Genomic DNA, 15,754 nt, shown 5'->3' on the forward strand with positions numbered 1-15,754 from the left:
CCCCCCCCCCCCCCCCCCCCCCCCCCCCGAACCGTCGATCAGCTGCCGAAGAAGACCTCGGCCTCCTCGTAACGCTCGATCGGCACGGTCTTCAGCTCGCGGGTGGCCTCGGCGAGGGGCACCCGGACGATGTCGGTGCTCTGCATCGCGACCATCTTGCCCCAGTCGCCGTCGTTGGCGGCGTCGATTGCCTGCAGGCCGAGGCGGGTGGCGAGGACCCGGTCGAAGGCGGTCGGGGTGCCGCCGCGCTGGATGTGACCCAGCACCACGGTGCGGGCCTCCTTGCCGGTCTTGGCCTCCAGCTGCTCGGCGAGCCACTGGCCGATGCCGCCGAGGCGGACGTGACCGAAGGCGTCCAGCTCCTGGTTGTGCAGCACCATCTGGCCGTCGAGCGGCTGGGCGCCCTCGGCGACCACGACGATCGGGGCGTACTGGTGCTGGAAGCGCTTCTCGACGTAGCCGGCCACCTGCTCGACGTCGAACTGCCGCTCGGGCAGGAGGATCACGTTGGCGCCGCCGGCCAGGCCGGCGTGCAGGGCGATCCAGCCGGCGTGCCGGCCCATGACCTCGACGACCAGGGTGCGGTGGTGGCTCTCCGCGGTGGTGTGCAGGCGGTCGATGGCCTCCATCGCGATGTTGACCGCGGTGTCGAAGCCGAAGGTGTAGTCGGTGGCGCCGAGGTCGTTGTCGATCGTCTTCGGCACGCCGATGACGTTGACGCCCAGCTCGTGCAGCTTGGTGGCGACGCCGAGGGTGTCCTCGCCGCCGATCGCGATCAGCGCGTCCACGCCCTGCGCGGCGAGGTTGTCCTTGATCCGCTCGACGCCGTTCTCGATCTTGAACGGGTTGGTCCGGGACGAGCCGAGGATGGTGCCGCCGCGGGGCAGGATGCCGCGCACGTCGGCGATGCCGAGCGGCTTCGACAGACCCTCCAGCGGGCCCTTCCAACCGTCCCGGAAGCCCACGAACTCGTGACCGTAGGTGGCGACGCCCTTGCGGACCACCGCCCGGATGACCGCGTTGAGACCCGGGCAGTCGCCGCCGCCGGTGAGCACGCCGATACGCATGATCCGCTCATCCTCCTGGAGCATCAGGTAAAGCCCGATATGCCCCAGGGTATGTGTCAGGTCAGACCATCGGCGCCGTTGCCGGCCCGGGGCGGGCCGTCACTGCGAACTGTAGTCGCACCTGCCCACGCGACGACAGCGCCCCGGGGGGCGACGGCTCAGTAGGTCACCTCGCGGTTCTCGCCGGCCGACGGCGGACGGCCGGTGACGGCGGCCTTGGCGAAGCCGAGCAGGTTGACCACGGTGCTGCTCGGCGAGTCCCAGTACTCGGCGGAGCTGGCGTGCACCTTGATCAGGGTCAGACCGGGCGTGTCCAGCCCGTCCGGGAACCAGGTCTTGAGCAGCGGGTTCCACAGCTGCTTGGCGCGCTCGCGGTCGGAACTCTCGCTGGCGGTCCCCGAGACCGACACCCAGGAGTTGTGCTTCTGGTCGGAGAAGGCGACGTTGACCTCCGGGTTCACCCGGATCTGGCGCAGTTTGGCCGAGTCGGAGTAGGCGAAGAACCACAGGTCACCGTCGAACTCCGCCTCCTGCAGCCCCATCGGCCGGCTCACCTGCCGCCCGTCCAGCGCGATGGTGGTGAGCATGCAGATCCGGGCGGCGCGGATCAGTTCGGTGACCCGCGCCCGGGCGTCGGCGACGCTGGTCGGATCGTTGCTCATGGCAGTCTCCCTCGGCTCGGCTGCCGAAGCGTTGCCCAGGACAGAACCGGTCAAACCTACAGACGTATGACCATCGCTCACCGCACTGTCATCGCCCGCCGTCGGGCCACCTCACCGCGCGGTCATCGCCCGCCAGCGGGCCAGGTTGTGCCGGGCGTCGACCAGGGCGTCGTGCCGGGCCGCGTCCGCGTCCGGCAGGGTCGGCCGACCCCGGTCGTCCCAGAGCTGCCGCAGGTCCTTGGTGAACCGGGGGATCTCCCGGGGCAGCGCCGGCATCGCGCCCCAGAGCTGGGCGAGGACCACATGGTCGTACGCCGCGTACCAGGCCCACAGCTCCAACTGCTCCCCCGGCCGGTCCCGGACCGGCTCCATGAGGAAGTCGTACAGGTCGTCGCGGATGCGCTCGCGCGAGCGCCAGGCCCGGTCCGCCGGCGACGGCAGCCGGTCCAGCACGTTACGCCGGACCCAGGGCACGGCACGGGAGTCGTCGAACTCGGTGGAGACCGCGTAGAACTCGCGGCCGTACTCGTCGACGACACCGATCGAGACGAGGTCGACGATCCGGCCGTCCTCGATGAACTCGCAGTCGTAGAAGTAGCGGTAGACCATTCCGGACATCCTCACCCACCGCCGTCCGGCGTCGCCCGGCGGGGCCGGGTGAACCCCGCCGGTCCGCGGTGGGCCGGCGGCGACCCGCCGCCGCCGGTTCCGGGCCGGCGACCGGGCCAAGGGGGTACGCCGCAGCTCGCGACGGTCACGGAAGTGCTTCGAGGGGTGTACAGCAAGCGACCGGACCGTCATGATCTGATGTGTACCGCTACCGGATGCCGAACCGGTGTCAGTTCACCTCGTCAGGGCCATCAGGTTCACCCGGTGAGCGATTGTGTGGTCCATGACCGGGGAGGGGTTGGGCCGTGGAGATGCGCCTGCCGGAGCCGGGTGACGCGCTCACGGGTGTCGAGATGTTCGCCGGGCTGGAGCCCGAGGTACGCCAGCGCGTCATCGCGGCCGCCGTACCGCGCACCTACCGCAAGGGTCAGTTGCTCTTCGTCGAGAACGACCCGGGCGAGTCGTTGATCGTGCTGCGCCGCGGCGCGGTCGCCGTGTTCCGCACCGCGCCGACCGGCGAGCGGGCGGTTCTGTCGGTGATCCGTCCGCCGGACGTGCTCGGCGAGGTCTCCCTGCTGGACGCCTCCACCCGCTCGGCGTCGGCCGAGGCCATCGAGGACTGCGCGGCGCTGGCGCTCTCCCGGGGCGCGTTCATGGAGCTGGTGCACTCGAATCCCCGCATCCTGGACGCGGTGATGCGCTCGCTGGGCGGGTTGATCCGCCGGCTCACCGAGCAGAACGCCGACCACGTCTTCCTCGACCTGCCGGGTCGGGTGGCCAAGACGCTGGTCCGGCTGGCCGGCGAGAGCCAGGCCCCGATGATCACGATCGAGCTGAACCAGAGCCAGTTGGCGGAGATGGCCGGCGGTTCCCGGCAGAGCGTCAACCAGGCCATCGGCTCCTTCGCCAGCCGGGGCTGGCTGCGGACCGAGGGACGTCGGATCGTGGTCACCGACGTCGCCGCGCTGCGCCGCCGGGCCGGCATGAACGATCGCTGAGCTGACTCGACGGCGCGGCGCCGTCGACCCGTACCCGAGAAACGGCCGGGTCGCCCGTGGGCGGCCCGGCCGTACTCGCCGTGTCATCGACGCGGGGTTCAGACTCCGGGGCTGCCCGGGCCGGCCCACTTGTTCGGGCCCTTGCTGTCGCCGCCCGAGCCCTGGGACTGCTCGCTGACGATCCCCTCGGCCTGCAGCGTGGCGAGCGTGGCCGCGTCGACGTCCACCGATTCGCCCGCCGAGTGACTGACGCCCTTGCCGTCGGTCCAGTCACTCTCCAGCTTGACGTACACCATTGACCTGTCCCCCTCTGGTCGCTGATCGAAGATGTGGCGGACTGAATGTAGTCGCTCAGGCCGTTGGTGGACTGTCCACAAACCAACAGGCCGGTACCCGACATCTCCTCGGGGGGCGATACTCCTTACGGATGGCGGCGCTGGGGGGCGTCGGCCGACATCGCCACTGGAGGGTGTGTCATCGCCGCGCAGTGTGGGCGCTGTGGACGCACGGCCGCCGACGGTGACCGCTTCTGCGGTGGCTGCGGCGCCGAGCTGGGTGCCGTCTGCCCGCACTGCCTGCGTCCCCTCGCCTCGGACGTCGCGTTCTGCACCTCGTGTGGATCGCCCCGGCCGGGCACCGACCGGACCGCCACCGTCACCCCGCAGGAGGACCGCCGACGGGTGAGCGTCCTCTTCGTCGACCTCATCGACTTCACCCCGTACGTCGAGCGCGCCGATCCGGAGCAGGTCCGCGGCATGCAGACCGGCTTCTTCTCGGCGGCCCGTCGGGTGGTCGGCCAGTACGGCGGGGTGGTGGAGAAGTACATCGGCGACGCCGTGATGGCGCTGTTCGGCGCGCCGATCGCCACCGAGACCGACGCGCTGCGCTGCGTACGGGCGGGGCTGGAGCTGCAACGGGTACTCACCCGCTTCGCGCCGACCGGCAGCACCGAGATGCGCTTCCGGGTGGGGGTGGCCACCGGCGAGGCCCTTGTCGACGTGGCCGCCGCCCGCGACGGCGGGCAGGCGATCGTGGCCGGCGACGTGGTCAACACCGCCTCGCGGATGCAGTCGGTCGCGCCGCCCGGCGGGGTGCTGGTCTGTGGCACCACGCACGCCCTGACCAAGGACGCGATCCGCTACGAGGAACAGCCCCCGGTCACCCTGCGCGGCCGGTCGTCGCCCACCGAGGTGTGGCTCGCCCTGTCCCCGCTGCGCCGTCAGCCCACCGATCGGGAGCCGGACACCACGCCCCTGGTGGACCGCGAGCACGAGCTGGGGATGCTGGTCAACGCCCTGCACCGGTCGCTGCGCGACCGACTGCCCCAGGTGGTGACGATCTTCGGCCGGGCCGGGATCGGCAAGAGCCGACTGCTGCGCGAGCTGTACCGGCACACCGGCCGGCTGGTGGACGAGCCGCTGACGTGGCGGACGGGACGCTGCCCGCCGTTCGGCGAGAACGTCACGTTCGCCGCGCTCGCCGACATCGTCAAGTCCGAGGCCGGCATCCTGGACACCGACCCGGCCGCCAGCGCGGCACAGCGGCTGACGGCCGCCGTCGGGGAGCTGATCGGGCCGGGCGAGCGGGACCGGGTGGTCGACGCGCTGCGTCCACTGGTCGGGCTGCCCGGCACGCCGCTGCCGGCGGAGGAGGCGGAGTCGGCGTGGCGGCGGTTCCTGCTGGCGTTGGCGGCCCGCCGCCCCACCGTGCTGGTCTTCGAGGACCTGCACTGGGCCGACGACGCGATGCTGCGCTTCGTGGAACTGCTCGGGGCGGCGGCCCGTGAGGTGCCGCTCCTGCTGCTCTGCACCGCCCGCCCGGAACTGGTCGACCGGGACCCGAGCTGGGCCGGGACAATCACGGGCTCGGTGACCATCACCCTGCCGCCGCTGCGCGACACCGGGATCGCCGCCCTGTACGCGCACCTGTTCGGCCAGGCGGCGTTCTCCGCCGAGATGCTGACGCCGCTCATCGAGGTGGCCGGCGGCAACCCGCTCTACGCCCACGAGTACGTCCGGATGCTGATCGAGCAGGGCGCGCTGCGCCAGTCGGGGCGGGGCTGGTCGCTGGACAAGCAGCTCGAACTGACCATGCCGGAGAGTGTGCACGCGGTCATCGCCAACCGGGTGGACCTGCTGGACGCCAAGGACCGGGCGGTACTGCTCGCCGCCTCGGTGGTCGGGGTGCAGTTCTGGCCGGGCGCGGTGGCCGCCGCGCTGGGCCAGCCGGTCGAGTCGGTCGAGCGCGCACTGCGCCGCCTCGAACAGCGCGACTTCGTCCACGAGCAGGCCGCGTCGACGATGGCCGGGCAGGCCGAGTTCCGGTTCCGGCACGTGCTGGTGCGGGACGTCTGCTACCAGCGGCTGCCCCGCACCGAGCGGGTGGCGCGGCACGATCGGGCCGCGGACTGGCTCGACGCGCTGTCGCAGAGCCGCGACACCGACCTGGCCGAGGTCCTGGCCCACCACCGCTGGGCGGCCCACGAGATCGCGCGGTCCCTCGGCATGGAGATCCAGCGGTACGCGGGACCGGCGCGGCAAGCGCTGCACCGGGCGGCCCGCCGGGCGTACGCCCTGCACGGGCTGGAGGCGGCGGCGAGCCACGCCGGCCGGGCACTCGGCCTGGCCGACGACAGCGACCCGGTGGGCCGGCTGCAACTGGAGCTGCTGAGTACGGAGATCTCGTTCTACCGGGACGGCAACGCGTTCCTCTCCGGCGGCGGTCCGGAGCAGGTGCATGCGCTGGCCGACCGGCTGGCGGCGCACGGCGACGACGCGTGCGCCGCGCGGGCGTGGACGCTGCTCGGCCAGGCGGCGTGGCTGCGCGCCGAGCGGCGTGAGGCGTTGGCGTGCCTCGACCGCGCGGTCCAGCTCTTCGAGCCGCTGCCGGACAGCCCGCAGAAGGCCGACGCGTACGCCGAGCTGGGCCGCCTGCACATGCTCAACTACGAACGCGATCCGGCCGTCTCGGCGGCGGACACGGCGGCGGAGATCGCCGAGCGGCTGGGCCTGACCGAGACGCGCACCAACGCGCGGATCACCGCGGCCACGGCCCGGTACCAGGCCGGCGACCGGATCGGCCTGGACGAGTTGCACGCGATCGTCGAGTTCAGCCGAGCGAATCAGCTGCTCGCACTCCCCCGGGCCACCCAGAACCTGGCCTGGGCGATCCGCGAGGAGGGCGACTGGCTGCGCTCGAACGCTCTGCTCTCGGCCGCGCCGGCGCGTACGGCCAGCGGACAGACGCTGACCACCAGCTATTCGGGCGAGGCGATGCGGGCCTGGTTCGAGGGTGACTTCGGCCGGCTGCTGGCCGCAGCGGAGGCGTTCGTGGACACGCCGACCGGTAGCTGGGACATGCAGGTGCGGGGGTTGCGCTGCTGCCTGCTCGTGCTGCGCGACGACGAGGACCCGGCCGACCTGGTCGACGCGCTGGCCACCGCCCGGCGCAGCGGCTTCCACCGGCTGCGCTGGACGATGCTGGGCATGGCCGCGCTGTGCCGGGCGTTGCAGGAGCGCCACGCCGAGGCGGCGGAGCTGATCGACGAGTTGGAACAATCCTGGTCGGCGGTGCCGGCGCTGGCCAGCGGGGAGTGGATCGCCGCGGCCGCGTACGCCGGCGCGCTGGCCGGCCGGGACGCCGCGGTGCGGGTCCGGGCGATGCTGGACCGGGTCGGACATCGGACGCCGTGGTCGGAGGCGGCGCTGCGGACGGTGACGGCGGCGGTGGCGGCGGCCGACGGCGACCACCGGCGCGCGGCCGAGCTGCACCTGGCGGCCGCCGAGACGTACGGGCGGATTCCGGACGCGAGTGACCGGGTGCTGGCGTTGGCGCTGGCCGCCGCGGAGCTGACCCGGGCGGGTGACCCGGCGGGTGCCCGGGTGCCACGCGCCGAGGTGCGCACGTTCGCGCTGCGCAACGACGCGCCGGGTCTGCTGGCGCTGACCGGGCGGCCGATCAGCCCCACTGGACCGGCCGTGGCCTGCTGAGACAGACCCTAGGCCGGCACCGGCGGCTTGAGTTTCTGCGCGTAGACGTCGACGTACTCGCGGCCGGAGAGCTCCATCACCTCGTACATGATCTCGTCGGTGACCGCGCGCTCGACGAACCGGTCGCCGGCCATCCCGGCGTAGCGGGAGAAGTCCAGCGGCGCGCCGAAGCGGACCCGCACCTGGCCGACCCGGGGAAGAAGCCGGCCGGGCGGCTGGAGCTCGTCGGCGTTGAGCATCGCCACCGGCACCACGACCGCGCCGCTTTCCAGGGCGAGCCGGGCCACGCCGGTCTTGCCCCGGTAGAGCCGCCCGTCCGGGGAGCGGGTGCCCTCGGGGTAGATGCCGGCCACCCCCTGGGCGCGCAGCACCCGCAACTGGGTGTCCAGCGCGGCGCGGGCCGCCTGCCCGCCGGAGCGGTCCACCGGGATCGTGCCGGTGCCGACGAAGAACATCTTCATGAACCAGCCCTTGATCCCCTTGCCGGTGAAGTACTCGGCCTTGGCCACGAAGGTGACCCTCCGCGAGACGATCAACGGGATGAAGATCGAGTCGAAGAAGGAGAGGTGGTTGCTGGCCAGGATCACCGGCCCGGCCGTCGGCACATGGTGCAGCCCCTGCACCTGCGGACGGAAGATCAGCTTGAGCAGCGGACCGAGGATCACGTGCTTCAACAGCCAGTAGAGCACCGGCGTCCTTTCCGAGGGGGCCGCGACAGCGCCGGCCGTCATCCCCGACGAGCCTACGAAGCGAGCGCTCTCACCACAACGGACGGACGCTCACCACCACGTCGCGACGAACCCGGTCGCCACGACGGCCAGCACGTACTCCGGTGTCCGGGCCAGCAGCGCCGCCCGCCACAGCCGACTGCGGGGATTCCACCGGCGCTCGGGCAGATACCAGGCCGCGAGCGCTCTCACGATGTGCACGGCCGCCATCCAGAAGGGGAAGAAGATCACCCATTCGCCGATGTCGAAGGCCAGATCCCGCACCGGCCGGGCGGCCAGGAGGGACACCGGGAGCAGGATCAACGCGCCGAGTGCGAACGTCATGCCGAAGAAGGTGGCCCAGGCCGCCCCACGGGTGATGTGCCGCAGGACGAGATCTTCGACCTCCTCCCCCGGCAGGGCCGCGTCCTCGATTACCTCGGCGCGCCGCGCCTCGGGCGTATCGCCGTCCGCGTCGAGGAACCTCGCAACGGGACCTGCCAGCCAACGGGTGATCTCCAGCGCCGGATCCATGTCGACCTCTACTCGCCCCGCTCCATCTCCCACTGCAGGAACTCCTGGTACAGCTGCTCCTCCCGCCGTCGCGCGCGCCGGTGCAGCACTCGGGAGACGACGAGGAGCACGACGCCGCCGCCCAGCATCAGGTAGCCGAGCGCCCGGTCGCCGCTGACCTTCGGCGCGGTGCTGAACAGCAACCCCAGCAGGGCCGAACCCAGGCCCAGGTAGAGCGCGATCCCGGGCGGCGTCTGCCGGTAGTCGAGGTGATGACGCTGCGCGAAGGTCTGCAGGTGCGGCGGGATGTTCAGTTCCTCGTGGTCTCCAGCAGCCACGTGCGCCTCTCCGTTCCCGGTCGGTGGCAGGTCGGCAGGGCGGCGCTCGGCGTGGCGGGGCACCCTGCCGTCAACGATCACCGAGATCGCACGTCTCGCGCAACAACGGACAAAGAACCACCGCCGTGACCAGCGGCAGCGCACCTGACTTTCCAAGACGCGACACAACGCACTCCCGGAACCGGCCCCTGACGTGTCACGATTCAGAGCACGGCGTGCGCACGGGCGTCGAGGGGGCGCAGGTGGCCGCGCCGCAGGGCGCGTTGAGGAGGATGGCCGGGTGTCAGCGGGTGGGGCCCGCCGGGGACGGCGGGACAACGGGCTCGACGCGAGCGAGTACGCCGTCGTCGGCGACGTCGATCCGCGCGTCGGCGAGCACCTGCTCGACGTGCTGGCGGCCGGAGGGATCGCCGCCTACCTGCAACCGTCGGCCGACCTCAACCCGGTGACGCGTACCACCACCGTCCCGGCCCGGCCGGTCGACCGGCTTTACGTCGACCGTTCGCACCTGCGCACCGCCCGCGACTACCTGACCCAACTCGCCGACGAGAGCGCCCCGGAGCAGCCGCCGGCCCGCGACGAGCCGGACATCGACGCGGAGTGGGCCCGGATCGTGGCCGGCTTCCACAGCACCTCCGCGCCCGCCGACGAACGGCCCTGGCCGGCTGCGGAGGACGTGGACGAACACGACGACAAGGACACCCGGGACGAGCCGGCGGCCGGTCCGCTCGCCCGCTCCGGAGTCGACGAGGCCGGGCCCACCGCGACCGACGTACGGCGGCTGCCGTCGGCGACCGACTTCTCCGGGATCTCGGTCGGCCGGAACACCCGGGGCGACGAGCCCTCGCTGCTGGACGGTCTGGACACCTTCGGCGCCGACCTGCCCGATGACGACGAGGACACCTACCACCCGCCCCCGCCGCCACCGCTGCCCCGCATCTCCAAGTACGCGGTGGTCGGCGCGCTCGCGGTGGTCGTCGGCTTCGTGCTCTTCCTCTTCCCGTCGCTGCTCCCGATCGACCGCTCGGCGGTCACCCTGTTCGGGTTCACCGGCATCCTGGCCGGCTTCGTCACGCTGATCTGGCGACTGCGTCCCGGCGACGAGGAGGACGACGACCCGGACAACGGCGCCGTCGTCTAAGGGCCTACCCCGGCCCGCATCGCGGGACGCGACCGCCCTCACTCGGGGCGTAACAGTGGTGTAACTTACTGTCAGTAGGAATACCGCTGTACGTCACTTCCCCCGCTGACTGACCGGTTTTCCCTTGCTCGTGGCGGTCAGTCCTCTGCTGATCGGAATGCCCGAGATGCGACAGAGTTCTCTCGTGGTGGTGGCCAACCGCCTCCCCATCGACGACAGCCAGGCCCCCGACGGCGCCTGCGAGTGGCGACGCAGCCCCGGCGGGCTGGTCAGCGCGCTGCACCCGCTGCTGCGGCAGACCCCGGCCATCTGGGTCGGCTGGGCCGGCGGCACCGGCCCCGCGCCCGCCCTGCCGGACGTGGACGGGGTCCACATGCACACCGTCGCCCTCAGCCACGAGGACCTGCGCGACCACTACGAGGGCTTCGCCAACGCCACCCTCTGGCCGCTCTACCACGACGCCGTCGAGCAACCCGAGCACCACCGGCGCTGGTGGGAGGCGTACCAGCGGGTCAACCAGCGGTTCGCGGAGGCGACCGCCGAGGTGGCCGAGCCGGGTGGCGTGGTCTGGATACAGGACTACCACCTGCAACTGGTACCCGGGCTGCTGCGCGCGCTCCGCCCCGACCTGCGGATCGGTTTCTTCCTGCACGTTCCGTTCCCACCGCCGGAGCTGTTCATGCAGCTACCGCGCCGCGCCGAGCTGCTGCGCGGCATGCTCGGAGCCGACCTGGTGGGCTTCCAGCGCGCCCAGGCGGCGCACAACTTCGCCCAACTGGTCACCCGGGTGCTGGAGCTGCCGGCCACCGACCGCCGGATCGGGATCGACGACCGGGTGGTCCGCATCGGCGCGTTCCCGGTCTCGATCGACACGGCCGAGATGGCCGCCCTCGCCGCCCGCCCCGACGTGGCCGCCCGGGCCCGTCGCCTGCGGCAGGATCTCGGCGACCCCCGGCACGTCATCCTCAGCGTGGACCGGATGGACTACACCAAGGGCATCGAGCAGCGGCTCAAGGCGTACAGCGAGCTGCTCGCCAGCGGCGACGTCAAGGTCCGCGACACGGTGCTCGTTCAGGTCGCCATGCCGAGCCGGGAACGCGTCGGCCAGTACCAGATCCTGCGCGAACGCATCGAGCGCGAGGTGGGCCGGATCAACGGCGAGTTCGGGCGGGTCGGCGAGCCGGCCATCCACTACCTCACCCAGCCCTTCGACCGGGCCGAGCTGGCGGCGCTCTACCGGGTCGCCGACGTGATGGCGGTGACCCCGCTGCGCGACGGGATGAACCTGGTCGCCAAGGAGTACGTCGCCGCCCGGGTGGACGACACCGGGGCGCTGCTGCTCAGCGAGTTCGCCGGCACCGCCGCCGAGCTGTCCCAGGCGTACCTGGTCAACCCGCACGACCTGGAAGGGCTCAAGCAGGCGCTCCGCACGGCGCTGCGGGCCGAGCCCGCCGACGTCACCGACCGGATGCGGGCGATGCGCGCCCACCTGCACGAGCACGACATCCGGGCCTGGGCCCGCTCCTACCTGAGCGCCCTGGACGAGACGGGCGCGCTGGTCAGTCGCCTCACCAGTACCGACGGCGCAGCCCGGGTGCCGCACCCGGCGACCCGGGCGACCCAGCACGCCGGCGGCTGACCGGGCCGCGTGCTCACCGACCGGCGGGCTCCTTCTCCAACCAGTCCAGGATCGCGTCGATCGGCTCGGCCCAGCGCGCGTCGAGCATCAGGTCGTGTCCCATGCCGGGGAAGAGCAGCGGCGCCGACCCGTACCGGCGGGCGATGCGCGTCAACGTCGACGCCGGCACCACCCGGTCGTCCGGGCTGCCCAGCACCAGCACCGGGGGCTCACCCACGGCCGGCTCGGCCTGCGGCTCGCCCAGCAGCGCCCACTGCGCGCGCCGGCCGGCTCGGCCCAGCCGCGCGACGTGCCGGCGGGCCTCCTCGTCCGGCAGTTCCCGGCTGAACAGCTGCGCCCGGCTGAGCCGTAACGGACCGCCGAACACCGCCGGCAGCGTCCCGGCCGGGTTGCGGCGCACCGCCGTGGCGAACATCCCCCAGCCACCGAAGACCGGCGCGACCAGCACCGCGCCGAGCGCCGGGTAGCGCGCCATCGCGTGCGCCACCACGAGCGCCCCGGCGCCGTGCCCCACCAGCACCGCCTGGCGCGGCAGGCTCGCCGCCACCTGGGTCACATCATGGGCGTACGCGCGCAGCGTCGCCTCCGGCGCCGGCTCACTGCCACCGTGCCCGCGCAGACTCAGCGCGTACGCCGGGAAGCCCCGCGACGCGGCGTGACCCAGCCAGTGCTCCGCGAACGCCCACGCGCCGTGCCCGAACCCGGGAACGAACAGCAGCGGAGGACGCCCCTGCTCCACCTCGGGTACGGCGCTGAGCACCTCACGGCGCGCCGGCCGGACCGGACGAGCCCATTCCCGGCCCCGCATGATCCGCAGCTCGGTCATTGTGCCCGCCTTTCGTTCGCGACTGCGGGGCTCGCAAGCTCACTCCTCGCGCTCACTTGCCCTCCAGGTCGACGAGGGCGCGCTGGACGGCGCGCAGGTAGTCGGCGTGCCCGACCTCGAACCAGTGCCGGCTGCTGTCCTTGACCTGCCCCGCGTACCGCTCCCCGGCCCGGTCGCGGACCCGCTGTGCAAACGCGGCGGCCCGCTCGGGTCGGTCCCGGCGGGCCCGCAACAGCCGCGCGAAGAGCACCGTCTGCCAGTGGGACAGGGCGAACAGGCCGGAGTCCGGCTGCACCAGACCGGCGACGGCCAGCGTGGGGTGCCCCGGCGTGAAGGCGTTGAGCCAGAGCGTGGGACGACCGGTGCCGGCGCTGTCGCCGAACACCGACGCGTCCAGGAACTCGAAGCGCGGCAGGTAGCCGGTGGCGAAGATGACCAGCTCGGGGTCGATCTCGCGGCCGTCGGCCAGCTCCACGGCGTACGGCTGGAACCGGGCGATGTCCGGCACCGGGCCGATCCCGCCGTGGCCCACGTAGTAGACGAGCTGGCTGTTGGCGATCGGATGCGTCTCGTACACCCGGTGGTCGGGCTTGGGCAGCCCGAAGCGGGTCAGCTCGCCGACGGTCAACCTCATCGTCCAGTGGTAGAGCCACTGGCGGACCCGCAGCGGCACCCGCAGGGCCAGCAGCGCGTCGTTGATCTGGTCGGCCGGACGACCCAGGACGTACTTCGGGGCGTACCAGTAGCCGCGCCGGGTGGAGTGCCAGCAGCGCGACGCCTGCTGGGCGGCCTCGACGGCGATGTCACAGCCGGTGTTGCCGGCGCCGACCACGAGCACCCGCTTGCCGCGCAGCTGCGCCGGGTCCTTGTAGGACGACGCGTGCATGATCTCGCCGCGGAACTCCTCCAGGCCCTCGTAGCGGGGCAGCTTCGGAGACCAGTTGTGCCCGTTGGCGATCACCACGGCGGCGTACCGGGAGGTGCGCTCGGGGCCGTACCCGCCGGTGGAGCGGGTTGTCACGTCCCACCGCTCCCCCGGCGCGGGTTCGACCCGGACCACCTCGGTGCCGAACCAGATGTGCGAGCGCAGGTCGAAGTGGTCGGCGTACCGCTCGAAGTACGACAGGAGCTGGCTGTGGTGCGGGTAGTCCGGCCAGGAGTCCGGCATCGGGAAGTCGGGGAACTGGGTGAACGGCTTCGACGAGATCAGGTGGGTGCTGGCGTACACCGGGCTGCGGTCGTGCCGCCAGTTCCAGGCGCCGCCGACGCCGGTCTCCCGTTCGTAGCAGTCCACCCCGAACCCGTGCTCGCGCAGGTTCTTGATGGCGGCCAGGCCGCTGGCCCCGGACCCGATGACGCAGACCGTGTCGCCCCGGTCGGAGAGCGAGCGGCCGTCGCGGCTCTGCGCGGACGGGACCGCATCCGGGTCGGGCCGACCCTGGTCGGTGGAGGTGGACACCGGAACATCTCCTTTTGTGCGGCACGGGTGCCGGTTCGCCGCGAAATCCTCTCCACATCGGAGCCGGATGTCCAGCCCCGGCGCGGACCGATCGGCGGGTCTCGACCGGTGGGGGTCAGTCCGTGGTGGGCAGCAGCAGGTCGACGAGGACCGGGAAGTGGTCACTGGCCCGGCGGGTCTGCGGGGTGTCCACCACGTCGTAGTCGACCACGGTGATCCGCGGGTCGACGAAGAGCGCGTCGATCCGCCGGCGCGGGTCCGTACACGAGTAGGTGAGCCGTTCCGCCCGGTCGGCCGCGATCGCCGTGTCGGTCAGGCCGCGCGCCACCGTCGCCCAGGCCGGCCCGTCCGGGCCCTCGTTCAGGTCGGCGCCCGCCACCACCGGCGCGCTCGCCGCCTCCAGGCCGCGCCGGAACTCGGCGGCCTGTGCGGGCCGCTCCGCCGGATCGGTGGACAGGTGCGAGCCGGCGAGGGTGAAGCGGGCGTCGCCGACCCGGCAATCGGCGTACGCCGCGCCGCGCAGGTGCCGGCCCGGGGTGAGCGGGAACCGCTGGCAACGGGGGTTGCGCACCTGCACCCGCAGGCTGGTCAGCAGCAGGTTGCCCAGGGCGGGCAGACCGCCGGCGGCCACCACCAGGCCGAACGACTCGGCCAGCGTGGCCGACTTCTGCCGCCACCGGAACCGGCGCGGCCCCTCCTGCACGATCACGACGTCCGGCTTCGCGGCCCGGACGACCGCCGCCAGCGCGGCGGTGTCGTCGCGTTGGCTGTGGATGTTGTACGACACCACGCGCAGCGGCACGCCCATCTCCGGCCGCCTCAGATCCGGCGGGCCAGGTCGGCCGCGCCGATCACCCCGGCGCTGTTGCCCAGCTCGGCGGGGAGCACCTCGGCCACCGGCAGGCGACCCCGCTGGGCCAGCGCGTCGAGGTACGAGCGGCGGGTCGGACCGAGCAGCAGGTCACCGGCGTCGATCACACCGCCGCCGACGACCAGGGTCTGCGGGTCGAGGATCTGCGCCATGTCCGCGAGGCTGGTGCCCAGCCAGCGGCCGATCTGCGCGAACGCCTCGGCGGAGACCGGGTCGCCGCCCTGCGCGGCGGCGGTCACCATGTGGCCGGTGATCGCCTCGGGCTCGCCGCCGGCCAGTTCCAGCAACGCGGTGGCCCGCTGCGGTTCCTGTCGGGCGCCGGCCCGGGCGAAGCGGACCAGGGCGCTGCCGCTGGCGTACTGCTCGATGCAGCCGAGCCGTCCGCAGCCGCACTGGTGCCCGTCCGGCACGGCCAGCATGTGGCCCAACTCCGCGGCGATGCCGTGCGCGCCGCGCATCAGCTCGCCGCCCAGAACGATGCCACCGCCCACGCCGGTGCCGATGGTGAACATGATCATCGAGTCGTCGGCGGCGCGGGCCGCGCCGTAGCGGAACTCGGCCCACGCGGCCACGTTGGCGTCGTTCTCCACGATCACCGGAAGGCCGACGGCGCTGCTGACGTACTCGCGCAGCGGCTCGTCGCGCCAGGCCAGGTTGGGGGCGAACAGCACGGTCGAGCGGCTGGCGTCGATCCAACCGGCCGCGCCGATGCCGACCCCCTCGATCGTCCGCCCGGCGGCCAGCTCGTCGACCAGTTCGATGATGACGTCGCGGGTCTTCGCGACGTCGTCGGCGGGGGTGTCCCGTCGGCTCTGCACGAGGACCGTGCCGGTGTCGTCCACGACACCGCCGGCCACCTTCGTGCCACCCACGTCGACTCCGATGGTCAGCGTCACCGCCGCCGCTCCCCTCTGCTGTGCTGTCCGGCTCGCGCG

Annotated in this window: 15 protein-coding genes; 4 read left to right on the top strand and 11 right to left on the bottom strand. The window is 72.6% G+C overall.

Annotated elements, in window-relative coordinates:
• Positions 1-38: 38 nt before the first annotated feature.
• The 3 genes from AC3EN4_RS25030 to AC3EN4_RS25040 form a co-directional block, all read right to left on the bottom strand.
• Positions 39-1,067 (bottom strand): 6-phosphofructokinase, encoded by a 1,029-nt coding sequence (locus tag AC3EN4_RS25030; protein ID WP_422740773.1) that lies wholly within the window; start codon positions 1,065-1,067, stop codon positions 39-41.
• A gap of 158 nt (positions 1,068-1,225) precedes the next feature.
• Positions 1,226-1,729 (bottom strand): pyridoxamine 5'-phosphate oxidase family protein, encoded by a 504-nt coding sequence (locus tag AC3EN4_RS25035; protein ID WP_422736106.1) that lies wholly within the window; start codon positions 1,727-1,729, stop codon positions 1,226-1,228.
• A 111-nt stretch (positions 1,730-1,840) separates the two neighbouring features.
• Positions 1,841-2,338 carry a polyadenylate-specific 3'-exoribonuclease AS gene (locus tag AC3EN4_RS25040; RefSeq protein WP_374109293.1) on the bottom strand — a complete coding sequence of 166 codons (498 nt, stop codon included), beginning with the start codon at positions 2,336-2,338 and terminating at the stop codon, positions 1,841-1,843.
• A gap of 305 nt (positions 2,339-2,643) precedes the next feature.
• Here AC3EN4_RS25040 and AC3EN4_RS25045 point away from each other — a divergent pair, with 305 nt between their 5' ends.
• Positions 2,644-3,336 carry a Crp/Fnr family transcriptional regulator gene (locus AC3EN4_RS25045; protein WP_007463121.1) on the top strand — a complete coding sequence of 231 codons (693 nt, stop codon included), beginning with the start codon at positions 2,644-2,646 and terminating at the stop codon, positions 3,334-3,336.
• Positions 3,337-3,434: 98 nt separating this feature from the next.
• Here the strand turns inward: AC3EN4_RS25045 and AC3EN4_RS25050 are convergent, their stop codons facing one another.
• Entirely contained in the window at positions 3,435-3,632 is a 198-nt protein-coding gene (locus tag AC3EN4_RS25050) for a hypothetical protein (protein ID WP_422736107.1), read from the bottom strand.
• Positions 3,633-3,812: 180 nt separating this feature from the next.
• Between AC3EN4_RS25050 and AC3EN4_RS25055 the strand changes: the two genes are divergently transcribed.
• A complete protein-coding gene (locus tag AC3EN4_RS25055) occupies positions 3,813-7,325 on the top strand; it encodes an ATP-binding protein (protein ID WP_435208354.1) in 3,513 nt (1,170 codons plus the stop codon).
• 8 nt (positions 7,326-7,333) lie between these two features.
• Here AC3EN4_RS25055 and AC3EN4_RS25060 read toward each other — a convergent pair whose 3' ends face one another.
• From AC3EN4_RS25060 to AC3EN4_RS25070, 3 genes are all read right to left on the bottom strand, one after another.
• The gene (locus AC3EN4_RS25060; protein ID WP_435208355.1) at positions 7,334-8,014 is read right to left on the bottom strand and encodes a lysophospholipid acyltransferase family protein; all 681 of its coding nucleotides are present in this window, start codon (positions 8,012-8,014) and stop codon (positions 7,334-7,336) included.
• A 90-nt stretch (positions 8,015-8,104) separates the two neighbouring features.
• Entirely contained in the window at positions 8,105-8,566 is a 462-nt protein-coding gene (locus AC3EN4_RS25065; protein WP_435208259.1) for a hypothetical protein, read from the bottom strand.
• 8 nt (positions 8,567-8,574) lie between these two features.
• A complete protein-coding gene (locus AC3EN4_RS25070; protein ID WP_435208261.1) occupies positions 8,575-8,883 on the bottom strand; it encodes a hypothetical protein in 309 nt (102 codons plus the stop codon).
• Positions 8,884-9,163: 280 nt separating this feature from the next.
• Here AC3EN4_RS25070 and AC3EN4_RS25075 point away from each other — a divergent pair, with 280 nt between their 5' ends.
• Positions 9,164-10,024, top strand: a complete 861-nt coding sequence (locus AC3EN4_RS25075) for a DUF308 domain-containing protein (RefSeq protein ID WP_435208263.1) — start codon at positions 9,164-9,166, stop codon at positions 10,022-10,024.
• Between the two features lie 166 nt (positions 10,025-10,190).
• Positions 10,191-11,663, top strand: a complete 1,473-nt coding sequence (locus tag AC3EN4_RS25080; RefSeq protein WP_422740775.1) for an alpha,alpha-trehalose-phosphate synthase (UDP-forming) — start codon at positions 10,191-10,193, stop codon at positions 11,661-11,663.
• A 13-nt stretch (positions 11,664-11,676) separates the two neighbouring features.
• Here the strand turns inward: AC3EN4_RS25080 and AC3EN4_RS25085 are convergent, their stop codons facing one another.
• The 4 genes from AC3EN4_RS25085 to AC3EN4_RS25100 all read right to left on the bottom strand — a co-directional run bounded on the left by AC3EN4_RS25085 (position 11,677) and on the right by AC3EN4_RS25100 (position 15,715).
• Positions 11,677-12,489 (bottom strand): alpha/beta hydrolase, encoded by an 813-nt coding sequence (locus AC3EN4_RS25085; RefSeq protein WP_435208265.1) that lies wholly within the window; start codon positions 12,487-12,489, stop codon positions 11,677-11,679.
• A 52-nt stretch (positions 12,490-12,541) separates the two neighbouring features.
• A complete protein-coding gene (locus tag AC3EN4_RS25090; protein ID WP_422736113.1) occupies positions 12,542-13,948 on the bottom strand; it encodes a flavin-containing monooxygenase in 1,407 nt (468 codons plus the stop codon).
• A gap of 115 nt (positions 13,949-14,063) precedes the next feature.
• On the bottom strand, positions 14,064-14,756 hold the full coding sequence (locus tag AC3EN4_RS25095) for an endonuclease/exonuclease/phosphatase family protein (RefSeq protein WP_435208268.1): 693 nt from the start codon (positions 14,754-14,756) through the stop codon (positions 14,064-14,066).
• 11 nt (positions 14,757-14,767) lie between these two features.
• Positions 14,768-15,715, bottom strand: coding sequence for an ROK family glucokinase (locus AC3EN4_RS25100; protein ID WP_422736115.1), 948 nt, complete (start codon positions 15,713-15,715; stop codon positions 14,768-14,770).
• Positions 15,716-15,754 lie beyond the last annotated feature (39 nt).

Source organism: Micromonospora sp. bgisy143, assembly GCF_057708145.1.